Genomic DNA, 15096 nt, shown 5'->3' with positions numbered 1-15096 from the left:
AAGTAGACGACTTTAGGAATGCCGCAAGGTAATATTTCGCGACACTCGCTGATGAGCACCTTGCGATCTGTGTAGGGATCAGGGCGCCTTGGCCGCATCCGTAACGCGCAGCTGGACGCGACGGCTGCCTTGCCAATGATCGGCGCCAAGCGTGCCGGCGACGTGGATCTGCGCACCGCGGGATGACATCAGCAACTCGCCGAGGGGGGTCTCTGCAGCGCGGAAGGCGATGCCGTCGACACGACCGCCGTCCTGTGCTTCCAGCGTGATCTTGATGTGCGATTGGCCGACGAGGCGAGAATCACGCAGCCGGTGGCTCGGCAGGGCGAAGATCGGCTGCGGATGGCCGGAGCCGTAAGGGCCCGCGGTTTCAAGCCGGTCTATCAGCTCAACCGTCGCACCGCTTGCGCCGATCGCGCCATCGATCTTCAGGGTTTCGTTGGCCACCAGACCGGCGACCTGCTTCTCTGCTTTCTCCGTGAAGAAGGCGCGCAGCTTGCCAAGATTGCTGCGGTCCACCGTCAGACCAGCAGCCATTGCATGGCCGCCGCCCTTGACGAGCAAGCCGGCATCAACGGCCGCGCGGACCATGCGCCCCATATCGAAGCCATTGATCGAACGGCCAGACCCCGTGCCTTTGCCTGCCGAATCAAAGGCTATGGCAAAGGCCGGCCGACGGAACTTGTCCTTCAGGCGCGATGCGATCAGACCAACGATACCGGGGTGCCAGCTTTCCCGAGCGGTGATGATGACGGAGGCGCCATCACCATTGCCATATTCCGCCAACGCCTCAGCTTCCGCTTCGTGCAGCATGGCTGCTTCCATGGTCTGGCGATCACGGTTCAAGTCATCGAGCTTGGCAGCAATCGTCTCGGCTTCGCTGGTGTCGTCAAGCGTCAACAGACGCGCGCCAAGGGCTGCGTCACCGATACGGCCGCCGGCATTGATGCGCGGCCCGATCAGGAAGCCGAAATGATAAGGCGACACCGGCCCGCCAAGCCCCGCCTTGCGAAACAAGGCAGCAAGGCCGGGATTGCCCTGATGGCGTGCCGCAATGAGCCCCTTGACGACATAGGCGCGGTTGAGGCCCTTGAGGGGCACCACATCGCAAACCGTGGCAAGAGCGACGATATCGAGCCAGGCGAGCAGATCGAGAGATCGCACGCGGGCATCGCCCGCCTCGCGCAGCTGCTTCAGCGCGGCGACCAGGACGAGAAAAACGACACCGGCAGCGCAAAGATGCCCCTGCCCGGACAGATCGTCCTCACGGTTCGGATTGACCAGTGCGTGGCATGGTGGCAGTTCGTGCGCCACCTGATGGTGATCGATGACGACGACATCAATGCCCCTCGCCCTTGCTGCCTCCAGTGCCTCGAAACTGGTCGAGCCGCAATCCACGGTGACGATCAGTGTCGCGCCATTGTCGATCAGCTGATTGATGGCGTTGGGATTCGGGCCATAGCCCTCAAATATCCGATCCGGGATATAGATGCTGGCGGGAACGCCGAAATGGGCGAGGAATCGATAGAGCAGAGCCGATGAAGCGGCGCCATCGACGTCATAATCGCCGAAGATCGCAACCGTTTCGCTTTTCCTGATTGCGTGCAAAAGGCGCCGTGCCGCCTTTTCGCAATCAGTCAGCAGATAGGGATCCGGCATCAGGCTGCGGATTGTCGGATCGAGGAAAGCCATGGCTTCATCGATGCCAACACCGCGACCTGCGAGCACACGCGCAATCAGCTCCGGCAGGCCATGCACCTGCGCAATGGCAAGAGCCCGGTTCTGGCCGGCCTGATCGAGCCGGGAAACCCAGCGATTGCCTGATACCGAGCGCTCGACGCCCAGAAAAGCCCGCTGAACTGGATCGACCGGTTGCTCCACCATCTCTCCCAAATCGCTGTTGGCAACGCCTACAAGGCGCTGCCGTCTCCAGCCTATTCCTTCGGCCGCTCGATGCGGATGACCTGCGGTTCGCCAACGAGATAACCCTCGTTCTTGATCGCAGCTACGGCCTTGCGCACCGAATCCTCCGTCGTCGCATGCGTGACGAGGATGATCGTCTGGTGATCGGACGGTGCCAGATGCTGCTTCGAACGCTGAACGATCGATTCGAGCGAAATATGATTCTCCGCCATACGGGTCGCGACGCTCGCGAAAACGCCGGTGCGATCGAGAACCGTCAGGCGGATGAAGTAACCACCCTCATGGCTCTGAATCTGAGCCTTGCGGTAGGGCTCGAGCGCTTTGGCGGGGTGTCCGAGAACAGGAACGCGCTGTTCGCCCGGGCGGCTCTTGGCGATGTCGGCGATATCGCCAAGTACCGACGAAGCGGTCGCATTGCCACCGGCACCGGGACCGACCATCAGCAGTTCGCCGAGAATATCGGATTCGATCGCGACAGCATTGGTAACGCCATCGACCTGCGCGATGACCGAATCAAGCGGCACCATGGTCGGATGGACGCGCTGCTCGATGCCGGTTTCGGTGCGCTGGGCGACGCCGAGCAGCTTGATGCGATAGCCGAGGTCGGCTGCAGCGCGAATATCCTCGATGGAGACGTTGGTGATCCCCTCGAGATAGATATCGTCCGCTGCGATGCGATTGCCGAAAGCAAGCGTCGTCAGGATCGCAAGCTTGTGGGCGGTGTCATTGCCTTCGATGTCGAAAGCCGGATCGGCCTCGGCATAGCCGAGACGCTGCGCTTCCTTGAGGCAATCGGCAAAGGACAGACCTTCCTTCTCCATCCGGGTGAGGATGTAGTTGCAAGTGCCGTTCATGATGCCGTAGACGCGCGAAATCGTATTGCCCGTCAGGGATTCGCGCAGCGCCTTGATGACCGGAATGCCGCCGGCGACAGCGGCTTCGAAGTTGAGCAGAGCGCCCTTCTCTTCGGCAATCTGCGCAAGCTCGACGCCGTGATAGGCCAGAAGCGCCTTGTTGGCGGTAACCACGTGCAGACCGCGCGCCAGAGCGGCACGTACGGCTGCATTGGCAGCACCCTCGGAGCCGCCGATCAGTTCGACGAATACATCGATATCGGCTTTCTGTGCCAGATCGACCGGACCGCCGAACCATTCGATATCGCTCAGGTCGATGCCGCGATCCTTGTTGCGATCTCGTGCCGTGACGGCAACGATCTTAACCGGGCGGCCGCAGGTAACGGCAAGCTCGTTGGCGCGACTCTGGATGATGCGGACGAGCGAGGCACCAACGGTGCCCAAGCCCGCAATGCCGATTTTGAGGGCATCTGCCATGGAAAATTCCTGATCAGTATCTTGGGACGGCAGCCGCGGAAACGGCTGCCGCGCGACATTACGAACGATGAGCGTTCAGTGAAATGACATTGTGCATCGTTTCGTCCGCGGTCGACAGGAAACGCTTGAGATTGCGCGCGGCCTGACGGATGCGATGCTCATTTTCGACGAGCGCGATACGGACATAATCATCGCCCATTTCGCCAAAGCCGATGCCCGGTGCTACCGCGATATCGGCCTTTTCGACGAGGAGCTTGGAAAACTCCAGCGAGCCGAGATGACGGAACTTTTCCGGGATCTTCGCCCAGGCAAACATGGTTGCAGCCGGCGGCGGCACTTCGAAGCCCGCCTTGCCGAACGCGTCGACCAGGACGTCGCGGCGGCGCTTGTAGACGTTGCGCACTTCGGCGATATCGGAACCGTCGCCATTCAGCGCATGCGTCGCCGCAACCTGGATCGGCGTAAACGCGCCGTAATCGAGGTAGGACTTCACGCGCGTCAGAGCAGCGATCAGACGCTCGTTGCCGACGGCAAAGCCCATGCGCCAGCCGGGCATGGAGAAGGTCTTCGACATCGAGGTGAACTCGACGGTCACATCCATGGCGCCCGGGACTTCCAGCACCGACGGCGGCGGTACGTCGTCGAAGTAGATTTCCGAATAGGCCAGATCCGAGAGCACGATAATGTCGTGCTTCTTCGCGAAAGCCACGACTTCCTTGTAGAAGTCGAGCGTTGCGACATAGGCCGTCGGGTTGGACGGATAGTTCAGGATGAGCGCAAGCGGCTTCGGGATAGAGTGACGCACGGCGCGCTCGAGCGGCGGGAAGAAGCTGTCGTCCGGCTCGACCGGTATCGAACGGATCACGCCGCCGGCCATCAGGAAGCCGAAAGCATGGATAGGATAGGTCGGGTTCGGGCAAAGGATAACATCGCCGGGCGCGGTGATTGCCTGCGCCATGTTGGCGAAGCCTTCCTTGGAGCCGAGGGTGGCGACCACCTGCGTATCCGGATTGAGCTTCACGCCGAAACGGCGCGCATAATAGGCGGCCTGAGCACGACGAAGGCCGGGAATGCCCTTGGAGGAGGAGTAGCGATGCGTGCGCGGGTCCTGGACCACTTCGCACAGCTTATCGACGATCGCCTTGGGGGTCGGAAGATCAGGATTGCCCATGCCGAGATCGATAATGTCCGCCCCGCCCGCTCGCGCGCTTGCTTTCAAACGGTTGACCTGTTCGAAAACGTAGGGCGGCAAACGCCGGACTTTATGAAACTCTTCCATTTCTTTCCCCATGGGACAGCGGCCCTCACAACCGCGCTGAAGTTCGTGGATCCATCGGCCAGCCGCGATACGAACTCGGAATCGCGGCGCCGCAGTCATGCTGACTCGAAAGATAAGGTGAATCTTGGGCGGTTGCGCACATAAAGTGCAATCCGCCGCTCAGATACATTCAAATTCGGCCTATCTGAACGCTTTGCGTCCAAATCACCTGAAACGCAAGATTAATTCTGCGCCGGAGCGGGCTGCGTGCCGCTCTCCTTCTGGATTTCCTGCAGCGTATCCTGGCCATGCTCGGCCGCCAGCTTGCGCATGTCGGCAACGCGACGCTGGTACTCAGCTTCCGATATCGTGCCCGCCTTGCGCTGCGACCCCAATGCGGTCAATTGCTTGACCATATCGCTGGCCTGCTGATCATTGATCTGCACGTTGGCTGCCGTTGGCGGCGAATTGAAGGACGGGTAGCCGTCCTTGTAATGTGTCTGGGTGCTGCCCTCGTCGACCGGGCTGCCCTTGGCAGACTTTACGATCACCGCCTGCGGCGGCTGCTTGCGCTTCGCATAAGCCGCTTTTTCCTCTGGCGTCGAGCAACCCGCGAGCGTCAATGCGAGAATGCCGCACATTGCACCGCAGAGTACGGAATACCGGTTCAGTCTTGCCACCATGCCGCCGCCCATAATTGTCTTCCTGCGCTATTCCTTGCTGTGGGTTGCGACTGTTAAATTTGTCGCAGCAGCAAAGCAAGAGCAGGGTTGCGTTTCATTCGACTTGTATTCCTTTTCCAGCAAGATGTACAAATGGAAAACAAGACCCAGTTGCCGCCGAGAGGATGATGCGTGACCGACAGCAAGCGGGACAACAGTGAAGGAAATGGCGGCTTTGCCGGCTTCGATCCGAAGTCAGTCGAGCCTTACATCGTTCGGGATCCCGAAGCGATGGCCGTCAACTTTGCCCGCGCGGTCGAAAATCTCGGCAAAGCGGCGTCCGCATGGCTTGCGCCGCGCGAACGCGGCGAAAAGGTCGACACCGTCGCAGATCCGATCACGGATATGGTCAAAACGCTCTCCAAGGTCGGAGAATATTGGCTTTCGGACCCGCGTCGTACGCTGGAGGCGCAGACCTATCTTTTGTCCGGTTATTTCGGCCTGTGGACAAAAACCATGCAGCGCCTCAGCGGCGATTCGTCCGCCCCTTCGGAAGCGGAGCCGGTCAAGGACAAGCGGTTCGCCGACGAGGACTGGCAGAAAAATCCCTTTTTCGATTTTCTGAAACAGACGTACCTTCTGACCGCCGGTTGGGCGGAGAAGCTCGTCAGCGATGCCGAGGGATTGGACGAGCACACCCGTCACAAGGCGTCGTTCTACACCAAGCAGATCACAGCCGCCTTTTCGCCGACCAATTTCGTTGCCACCAATCCGCAGCTTTATCGCGAAACAGTTGCTTCAAATGCGGAGAACCTGGTGCGCGGCATGAAAATGCTTGCGGAAGACATCAGCCTCGGCCAGGGCGAGTTGCGCTTACGGCAGACTGACATGACAAAATTCGCCGTCGGCCGCGACATGGCGCTGACGCCCGGCAAGGTGATTGCCCAAAGCGATGTCTGCCAGGTGATCCAATATGAGCCGGCAACGGACAAGGTTCTGAAACGCCCACTGCTGATCTGCCCGCCCTGGATCAACAAATTTTATATACTTGACCTCAACCCACAGAAATCATTCATTAAATGGTGCGTGGAGCAAGGTCACACCGTCTTCGTGATTTCCTGGGTGAACCCCGATCATCGCCATGCGACCAAGGACTGGACCTCCTATGCACGCGAAGGCATCGATTTCGCGCTGGATACGATCGAGAAGGCCACCGGCGAACAGGAAGTCAACGCCGTCGGTTATTGCGTGGGGGGCACGCTGTTGGCTGCCACGCTTGCTCTTCATGCGCAGGAAAAGAACAAGCGCATTCGCACCGTGACTTTCCTGACCACACAGGTCGATTTTACCTTTGCCGGAGACCTCAAGGTTTTCGTCGATGAGGATCAGATCGCAGCGCTAGAACAGCAGATGAAGGTCGTGGGCTATCTTGAGGGATCGAAGATGGCCGCAGCCTTCAACATGCTGCGTGCTTCCGAGCTTATCTGGCCTTATTTCGTCAACAGCTACCTGAAGGGACAGGAACCACTGCCCTTCGATCTCCTGTTCTGGAACGCAGATTCCACACGAATGGCAGCCGCCAACCATTCCTTTTATCTGCGCAATTGCTACCTCAACAATGCGTTGAGCCAGGGCAAGATGGTGCTCGACGGCAAGACGCTGTCGCTGAAGGACGTTCGCATTCCCGTCTACAATCTGGCGACCCGCGAAGATCATATTGCGCCTGCCAAATCCGTGTTTATCGGAAGCCAGTATTTCGGTGGGCCTGTGGATTTCGTGCTGACGGGGTCGGGCCATATTGCCGGCGTCGTCAATCCGCCCGACAAGCGCAAATACCAGTTCTGGACCGGTGGCCCAGTGAAGGGCGACTACGAGACGTGGCTGGAAGACGCCAAGGAAAGCCCCGGCTCCTGGTGGACGCACTGGCACGCATGGATCCTCGCTCAGGATCACCGCATGACAACACCGCGTCAGCCAGGCGGGAAAGCCCTGAATGCGCTTGAGGAGGCGCCGGGCAGCTTTGTGCTGGAAAAGGCCTAGGCGGTCGCATCATCCATGCTGTTCAATTCACCTCTGGTCCCTGCCCGGCTGATCGCACGCTATAAGCGCTTCCTGTTCGACGCCGAACTCGAGGACGGCACGCTGATTACCGGTTCATGTCCGAATACCGGCTCCATGCTGGGATTGACTGCGCCCGGCTCGCGCATCTGGCTCTCCGAGCATGACGGCGGAAAGAGGAAATACCGGCACGTCTTCGAACTGATCGAAGCCGACGGAACCACCGTCGGTGTCAATACGGGCATGCCGAACCGCATTGCAGCCGAAGCAATCGCCCTGGGTCAGGTCGCGGATCTCGGCAACTATACGACCGTAAAGCGCGAACAGAATTACGGCCGTAACTCGCGCATCGACCTGCTCTTGAGCGACCCTTTGCGGACATCAACCTATGTCGAGGTGAAGAACGTTCATTTCATGCGGCAGCGCGGCCTGGCGGAATTTCCCGATACGGCGACCGCACGCGGCGCCAAGCATCTGGAAGAGCTCGGCGATATGGCTGAAGCGGGTTACCGCGCGGTCATGTTGTTCGTCATCCAGCGAAATGATTGCGACCGCTTCCGCATTTGTGGCGATCTCGATCCCGTCTATGCCAAGGCTTATCAACGCGCTTTGGCGCGTGGCATCGAAGTCTATGCGCTGAAATGCAGGATCTCGCCGACGGAAATCGCGCCGGCCGGGTTGATCCCGATAGACGAACCCGGCATAGCTGCATTAGATAACAGTATAAAGATTTCTGCTGAAGGCTAGTCATGGTGAATTACATCGAAGCGGCAACGGCGCCGGCGAAGAATACGGGCGCTATCCGCATCTACGGGCAGGATGCCTTTGCCGGAATGCGCAAGGCTTGCCAGTTGACGGCCCGCTGCCTCGATGAGCTTGCCCCGATCGTCGCGCCAGGCGTGGCCACCGATGTCATCGACCGCTTCGTCTTCGAATTCGGCATGGATCACGGCGCCTATCCGGCGACGCTGAATTATCGCGGCTACATGAAGTCCTCCTGCACCTCGATCAACCACGTCGTCTGCCATGGCATTCCCAACGACAAGCCGCTTCGCGATGGCGATATCGTCAACATCGACGTGACCTATGTGCTCGACGGCTGGCATGGCGATTCCAGCCGCATGTACCCGGTCGGTGAGATCAAGCGGTCCGCAGAGCGTCTTCTGGAAGTGACCTATGAATCGCTGATGCGCGGCATTGCCGCCGTGCGCCCCGGAGCCCGTACAGGCGCCATCGGTGAAGCCATCCAGATCTATGCCGAAGGGGAGCGTTGCTCGGTCGTGCGCGATTTCTGCGGTCATGGCGTCGGAAGCCTGTTTCATGACTCGCCGAACATCCTGCATTACGGCCGTGCCAGCGACGGCCCGGAGCTGCGAGAAGGCATGATCTTTACGATCGAGCCGATGATCAACCTCGGCAAGCCGCATGTGAAAGTGCTTGCCGATGGCTGGACGGCCGTTACGCGGGATCGGTCCCTCTCGGCGCAGTACGAGCATACGGTTGGCGTTACCGCGACCGGCTGCGAGATCTTCACTTTGTCGCCCGGCGGCCTCGATCGCCCGGGTTTACCGCCGTTGCAGAGATAATTCATGGCAAAACGTTCCGCCTCCCCGACCGGACATGGAGACATGCCCCTTGATGGCGGCGGAACGGCAGATGCCTTGGAAGAAGCAACGCTCTTTGACGAGCGCCTCTATTTCCCGGTACCATCACCCGGCAAATCGACATCGAACAAATCGACGCCCGTTCAATCCTCTCCCTCCAATCCCGAGCCCGACCATCACGGTCATCGCGAGCGCCTACGCAACCGCTATAGAGATGGTGGCGATGCGGCACTTGCCGACTATGAGATCCTTGAGCTTTTGCTGTTCCGGCTCATCCCACGTCGTGATACGAAGCCGATCGCCAAGGCGCTCCTCGCTCGCTTCGGCACGCTTGGCGGCGTTTTCGGCGCACCAATCGGGCTGTTGAAGGAAGTCAAGGGCATTGGCGACGCTGTCGCGCTGGACCTGAAACTTACGGCAAGCATCGCGCAGCGCATGCTGAAAAGCGAATTGACCGGCAAGCCAGTCCTATCCTCCTGGAAAGCGCTGATCGACTATTGTCACACCGCCATGGCACATGAAGCGCGCGAGCAATTCCGCCTGCTGTTTTTAGACAAGCGCAATGCCCTGATCGCAGATGAAGTCCAAGGATTGGGAACCGTTGACCACACACCCGTCTATCCGCGTGAAGTGGTCAAAAGAGCACTCGAGCTTTCCGCCACGGCCGTCATTCTCGTTCACAATCATCCATCAGGCGATCCGACGCCGTCGCGCGCCGATATCGAGATGACGAAGACGATTATCGATACCGCAAAGCCTTTGGGCATCACCGTTCACGATCATATTATCATCGGCAAGAACGGCCATGTCAGCTTTCGAGCGCTTAGACTGATCTAAGTTTACCGCTCACAGCTAATTTAAAATATAAAAATAAAATCTTATACTATTGATATAATTAGCTCCATGGACCTGCTTCACGCTAGACTCTGTTTGCGAATTCATCTCAACAAACCTCAAATGATCTCCATGGTCGTTTTCAGTTTTGCCTCAGGATGATCTGGCAAAAGGACGACACGTCAAATCGGTGCATCCGCCGATGGACGGTGTTGTTTGATTTGGCCTGTCGCGTAAGGCCAGCCCGGAGACTCCATGAAGCAGATATCGCCAAGGCTTGGCCGCCAACTCCTCCGTTTCGGCCGTGTAGCGCTTTTCGCTATGGGCTCTTTCGGCGTGGTTGCGGGCGGGTTTTACGCTCATATGCTTTGGACGACCAATTTTCATCCGGTCATCGCCGGAGAGCTTTATCGATCCTCACAGCCATCAGGCGCGATGATCGCGGAACTCCAGAAGCAATACGGTATCAAAACCATCATCAACCTGCGCGGCGACAATACCGGGCGCCATTGGTACGACAAGGAAATCACCGAGGCGAAACACCTCGACATCAACCACATCGACTTCCGCATGTCCTCCAACAAGGAGTTGACGCAGGAGCAAGCAGCCGAGCTTGTTGCGATCATGCGCGATGCGCCGAAACCACTGCTCATTCACTGCCAGGCCGGGGCCGATCGCACCGGACTTGCGTCCGCGCTGTATGTGGCCGCCATCGCCAAGAGCGGAGAAGCGGCGGCAGAAGATCAAATGTCGATCTTTTACGGCCATCTGCCTCTGTCCTTCACCCGGGCATATGCGATGGACAGAACGTTGGAGAAGCTGCAAAACTGGCTTGGCTTCACCGCGTCCTGACCTGTCGTCTTTCTTGTTAGATAATCTGTAACATTGAGCAGCTACCGGTTGACGGAGCATGTTGCGTTGCGACATTGATTCCCTATTCAATCATCCGAGGCTTCCCGATGGAACAATTCGATCTCCTAGTCGTGGGTAGCGGCCCTGCTGGCCGCAGAGGCGCCATTCAGGCCGCCAAACTCGGCAAGAAGGTGCTCGTGATCGAGCAAGGCAAGCGCGTCGGCGGCGTTTCGGTCCACACCGGCACCATTCCTTCCAAGACGCTGCGCGAAACCGCACTCAACCTCTCCGGCTGGCGCGAGCGCGGCTTCTACGGGCGCGCCTATCGCGTCAAGCAGGAGATCAGTGCAGAAGACCTGCGCCGCCGCCTGCTGATCACGCTCGACCATGAAGTCGAAGTGCTGGAGCATCAGTTTGCCCGCAACCGCGTGCAGCACATCCGCGGCAAAGCCAGCTTCATCGACCCGCAGACCATGCAGGTCGTCAAGGACGATGGCGAGGTCGTCACCGTCTCCGCCGCCAGCATCCTGCTTGCCGTCGGCACCAAGCCGTTTCGGCCTGATTACATGCCGTTCGACAACAAGACGGTTCTCGACAGCGATGAGCTGCTCGATATCGAGGAATTACCGCGCTCCATGGTCGTCATCGGCGCCGGCGTCATCGGCATCGAATACGCCACAATCTTCAGCGCACTCGACACGCAGGTGACGCTGATCGATCCAAAGTCGACCATGCTCGACTTCATCGACAAGGAAATCGTCGAGGATTTCATCTATCAGCTGCGCGACCGCAACATGAAGCTGATGCTGGGTCAAAAGGCAGAGAAGGTCGAACGGCAGAACGGCAAGGTCGAGCTGACGCTCGACAATGGCCGTCGCCTGATCACCGACATGGTTCTCTTCGCTGCGGGACGCATGGGTGCCACAGACACCCTTAATCTCGCTGCGGCCGGTCTCGAAGCCGATGCGCGCGGGCGCTTGAGCGTCAATCCGGAGACATTCGCTACCAAGGTTCCGCATATCTTTGCGGCAGGTGATGTCGTCGGCTTTCCGAGCCTTGCCTCTACCTCAATGGAACAGGGCCGCATCGCCGCCCGCGTTGCTGTCGGCGCGATCGCCAAGGAGCCACCGAAATACTTCCCTTATGGCATCTATGCAGTGCCGGAAATTTCCACCTGCGGCCTCTCCGAGGAAGAGGTCAAGGAGCGGCATATCCCCTATGAATGCGGCATCGCCCGCTTCCGCGAGACCTCGCGCGGCCATATCATGGGCCTCGATACCGGCCTCCTGAAGATGATCTTCTCGCTGAAGACGCGCCGCCTGCTCGGCGTCCACATTGTCGGCGAAGGTGCGACCGAGCTCGTGCATATCGGCCAGGCCGTGCTTAACCTCAAAGGCACCGTCGAATATTTCGTCGAAAACACCTTCAACTATCCGACGCTTGCCGAAGCCTACAAGATCGCCGGCCTCGACGCCTGGAACCGCATGGGCGACATCAAGTCCGAACTTTAGAATTTGTCGATATTGACCATGCCGGCAGGGCTTACTACTCTGTCGGCATGATGAGCATTCTCAACATCGCTTCGGTCTTCTTCATAAGCCTCTGACCTTCGGGCTTTCAGCCAAATGAAGACGAGACCGCCTGAGCGGCGACAACGCTGCGGGCTGGTTCGTGCCGAAACAACCGTATCCCTTCAAGGAAGGGCGTACGGCGCGATAATTGAGAGAGATATCATGCCATCCAAGGAACAGTACCCGGATGCGCTTTCCAGCGCACAGCTGAACGATTTCATTGAATATGGATTTGTTCGCATCGACGATGCGTTTTCACCCGAGCTTGCGGCAGAGGCGCGCGCCATCATGTGGCGTGACCTTCCCTGCAGCGAGCACGATCCGGAAAGTTGGGTGTTTCCGGTCATCAGGCTGCCAGGCTATGGCGGCGAACCATTCCAGACAATTGCCAGCATGCCTGTCTTGCACGCCGCATTCGATCAGTTGGTCGGACCGGGGCGGTGGCTGCCGCGTGATGGCCTCGGGACCTTTCCGGTGCGTTTTCCGCATCCGGACGATCCGGGTGATGCTGGTTGGCATGTGGATCTCAGTTTCCCGGGAGATGACGGCGATCCCAACGAGCGGAGCGATTTTTCCGCCTGGCGGGTGAATGTCACCTCACGAGGACGCGCGCTTCTTACCCTGTTCCTGTTCTCCGACGTCGGCGAGAATGATGCACCAACCCGCATCCGCGTTGGCTCCCATCAGGAGATGGCGCGCTACCTTGCGCCTGTCGGCGAAAAAGGTCGGTCACACATGATGCTGGATGGGGTCGCGGCTGACTGCCCTGAGGCGTTGGCGACGGGAAAGGCAGGCACGGTCTATATCTGCCATCCCTTCCTCATCCATGCGGCGCAGAAGCATCACGGGACACGCCCGCGCTTTATCGCACAGCCGTCGTTCGGCCTCGCTGAACCCTACCGGCTGGATAGGACGGACGGCGCCTATTGCCCGGTCGAAATCGCCATTCGGCGCGCATTGGGCAAGGAGTGATCGGCGTCGGACTAATGATCCATCGCCGAGAATCTGTCTCAAACAAAAAAGCCCCGCCAAAATGGCGGGGCCTGATTTCCTTGCAAAGGAAGAAGCGATTACTCGGCGCTGTCTTCAGCAGCCTTCTTCTTCGGAGCGGCCTTCTTCTTGGGAGCGGCAGCTTCTTCGCCTTCGGCGGCAGCTTCGGTTGCTTCAGCCTTGGCAGCCTTCTTCTTCGGAGCAGCCTTCTTGGCAGCCGGCTTGTCTTCGGCTTCGTCGTCAGCCAGCAGATCTTCCTTCGAAACGGTCTTATCCGTAACGTCGACTTCCGTCAGCAGGTGATCGATGACCTTTTCTTCGAAGATCGGAGCGCGCAGGTTAGCGGAAGCGCCCGGCGTCTTGCGGAAGAATTCCAGGATTTCCTTTTCCTGGCCCGGGAACTGCTGGAGCTGGGCATAGAGCGCGCGCTGCAGTTCGTCTTCGCTGACTTCGACGCCGGCCTTTTCGCCGATTTCGGAGAGAACGAGGCCGAGGCGAACGCGGCGCTCAGCAAGCTTGCGGTATTCTTCGCGAGCCTTTTCTTCCGTCGTGTCTTCGTCTTCGAAGGTCTTGCCCGATTCGCTGAGATCGGTCTCGATCTGGCGCCAGATGCTGGCGAATTCAGCTTCGACGAGCTTCTGCGGCGTGTCGAACTGGTACATTTCGTCGAGCTGGTCGAGGATCTGACGCTTGACCTTCTGGCGGGTGACCGAACCGTACTGGCTTTCGATCTGGCCGCGAACGATCTCCTTCAGGCGGTCAGCCGATTCAAGGCCGAGCTTGGAAGCGAGTTCGTCGTTGATTTCAACTTCGCCAGGTGCAGCAACTTCCTTGACGTTGATGTCGAAGGTGGCTTCCTTGCCGGCGAGGTTCTTGGCCGGATAGTCGGCCGGGAAGGTTACGGTGATGGTCTTCTCATCACCTGCCTTGAAGCCAACGAGCTGCTCTTCGAAGCCCGGGATGAAACGGTTGGAGCCGAGAACGAGCTGTGCGTCTTCGTCCTTGCCGCCATCGAAAGCAACGCCGTCGACCTTGCCGAGGTAATCGATGGTGACGCGGTCGCCGTCGGCAGCCTTGCCCTTCTTGGTTTCGTAGCTGCGAGCGCTTTCGGCGATCTTGAGGATCTGCTCGGTCACTTCTTCGTCAGCGATTTCGGCGACTTCGCGGGTAACCTTGATGCCCTTGACGGACTTCAGTTCGATTGCCGGGATCACTTCGTAGGAGAGCGTGAATTCGAAATCGGCCTCAGCGGAGAGGATCTTTTCTGCCTCTTCCTGGTCTTCGGTCATCGCGATTTCCGGCTGGGTTGCCGACTTTTCGCCGCGCTCGGTCAGGATTGCCGGCGGCTGGTCGCGAACGATTTCGTTGACCAGGTCGGCCATGATCGACTTGCCGTAGACCTTCTTCAGGTGCGAGACCGGAACCTTGCCCGGACGGAAGCCATTGATGCGAACCTTGTCCTTGACCTCGGCCAGGCGCTCGTTCATGCGCACTTCCATGTCCTTGGCCGGGATGACCACTTTGATTTCGCGCTTCAGCCCTTCAGCGAGCGTTTCGATAACCTGCATTGTCCTACCTTCATTCATGGCGGCCGTGCCCAGACAGCCGTTCGTTTCGATGAGCACGACGCCGGAAAATCCCGAGCGTGGCTTGGATGCAATTTCCTGTCACCTTGCCAAGAGCGCCGCGCCTTCGAACGAACGCGCAAAAGGCAGCCCTACCTCGTTACGAGCCGAAACATCTTGTCCACTCTCTTTTCGAAAGCGGGATGCCTGGGCAAAGTGGCGCGTCCTGCAGCATATCGGAGGTCAGGCCTGTTCAGCCTCCCCCGTCCACAAGACAGTGCTGGTGCGGGTAGAGAGACTTGAACTCCCACGCCTTGCGGCACCAGAACCTAAATCTGGCGTGTCTACCAATTTCACCATACCCGCGTTCCCAAAACCGCATGGCGATGCCTGCCCATGGGGCCTTCCGGAGCGCGGCGTCTCTATATCACCCGTTTCAAACCACGCA

The 15096-nt window shown here is 59.0% G+C and carries 12 protein-coding genes and 1 tRNA gene; 7 read left to right on the top strand and 6 right to left on the bottom strand.

Going from position 1 to position 15096, the window contains the following annotated elements; genetic code table 11:
* Nucleotides 1-78: 78 nt before the first annotated feature.
* From recJ to HGP17_RS03670, 4 genes are all read right to left on the bottom strand, one after another.
* Nucleotides 79-1881: a single-stranded-DNA-specific exonuclease RecJ gene (recJ, locus tag HGP17_RS03685; protein ID WP_168808074.1), complete on the bottom strand. Its 1803-nt coding sequence runs from the start codon at nucleotides 1879-1881 to the stop codon at nucleotides 79-81.
* A 53-nt stretch (nucleotides 1882-1934) separates the two neighbouring features.
* On the bottom strand, nucleotides 1935-3254 hold the full coding sequence (locus HGP17_RS03680; RefSeq protein ID WP_168806029.1) for a homoserine dehydrogenase: 1320 nt from the start codon (nucleotides 3252-3254) through the stop codon (nucleotides 1935-1937).
* Nucleotides 3255-3312: 58 nt separating this feature from the next.
* The gene (locus HGP17_RS03675) at nucleotides 3313-4533 is read right to left on the bottom strand and encodes an LL-diaminopimelate aminotransferase (protein ID WP_168806027.1); all 1221 of its coding nucleotides are present in this window, start codon (nucleotides 4531-4533) and stop codon (nucleotides 3313-3315) included.
* Nucleotides 4534-4754: 221 nt separating this feature from the next.
* Entirely contained in the window at nucleotides 4755-5207 is a 453-nt protein-coding gene (locus tag HGP17_RS03670) for a hypothetical protein (RefSeq protein WP_168806024.1), read from the bottom strand.
* 159 nt (nucleotides 5208-5366) lie between these two features.
* On the opposite strand from HGP17_RS03670, the gene phaC reads away from it, so the two are divergent.
* The 7 genes from phaC to HGP17_RS03635 all read left to right on the top strand — a co-directional run bounded on the left by phaC (nucleotide 5367) and on the right by HGP17_RS03635 (nucleotide 13065).
* A complete protein-coding gene (gene phaC, locus HGP17_RS03665) occupies nucleotides 5367-7214 on the top strand; it encodes a class I poly(R)-hydroxyalkanoic acid synthase (protein ID WP_168806022.1) in 1848 nt (615 codons plus the stop codon).
* A gap of 15 nt (nucleotides 7215-7229) precedes the next feature.
* Nucleotides 7230-7979, top strand: a complete 750-nt coding sequence (gene sfsA / locus HGP17_RS03660) for a DNA/RNA nuclease SfsA (RefSeq protein ID WP_168806020.1) — start codon at nucleotides 7230-7232, stop codon at nucleotides 7977-7979.
* A gap of 2 nt (nucleotides 7980-7981) precedes the next feature.
* Nucleotides 7982-8818, top strand: coding sequence for a type I methionyl aminopeptidase (gene map / locus HGP17_RS03655; protein ID WP_168806018.1), 837 nt, complete (start codon nucleotides 7982-7984; stop codon nucleotides 8816-8818).
* A gap of 42 nt (nucleotides 8819-8860) precedes the next feature.
* Complete coding sequence (radC, locus tag HGP17_RS03650; RefSeq protein WP_205925849.1) at nucleotides 8861-9673, top strand: DNA repair protein RadC; 813 nt, start codon at nucleotides 8861-8863, stop codon at nucleotides 9671-9673.
* Nucleotides 9674-9925: 252 nt separating this feature from the next.
* Nucleotides 9926-10522 (top strand): dual specificity protein phosphatase family protein, encoded by a 597-nt coding sequence (locus HGP17_RS03645; protein WP_168806014.1) that lies wholly within the window; start codon nucleotides 9926-9928, stop codon nucleotides 10520-10522.
* A gap of 107 nt (nucleotides 10523-10629) precedes the next feature.
* The gene (gene sthA / locus HGP17_RS03640) at nucleotides 10630-12033 is read left to right on the top strand and encodes a Si-specific NAD(P)(+) transhydrogenase (RefSeq protein WP_168806012.1); all 1404 of its coding nucleotides are present in this window, start codon (nucleotides 10630-10632) and stop codon (nucleotides 12031-12033) included.
* 222 nt (nucleotides 12034-12255) lie between these two features.
* Nucleotides 12256-13065, top strand: a complete 810-nt coding sequence (locus HGP17_RS03635; protein ID WP_168806010.1) for a phytanoyl-CoA dioxygenase — start codon at nucleotides 12256-12258, stop codon at nucleotides 13063-13065.
* Between the two features lie 98 nt (nucleotides 13066-13163).
* Here HGP17_RS03635 and tig read toward each other — a convergent pair whose 3' ends face one another.
* Complete coding sequence (gene tig / locus HGP17_RS03630) at nucleotides 13164-14651, bottom strand: trigger factor (protein ID WP_168806008.1); 1488 nt, start codon at nucleotides 14649-14651, stop codon at nucleotides 13164-13166.
* 278 nt (nucleotides 14652-14929) lie between these two features.
* Nucleotides 14930-15014, bottom strand: a tRNA-Leu gene (locus tag HGP17_RS03625).
* Nucleotides 15015-15096: the final 82 nt, after the last annotated feature.

It is taken from the genome of Rhizobium sp. P38BS-XIX, from assembly GCF_012641435.1.
In the GTDB taxonomy this organism is placed as follows: Bacteria; Pseudomonadota; Alphaproteobacteria; order Rhizobiales; family Rhizobiaceae; genus Rhizobium.
Note: the sequence above shows the minus strand (reverse complement) of the source record. Positions and strands in the feature narration are given on the sequence as shown.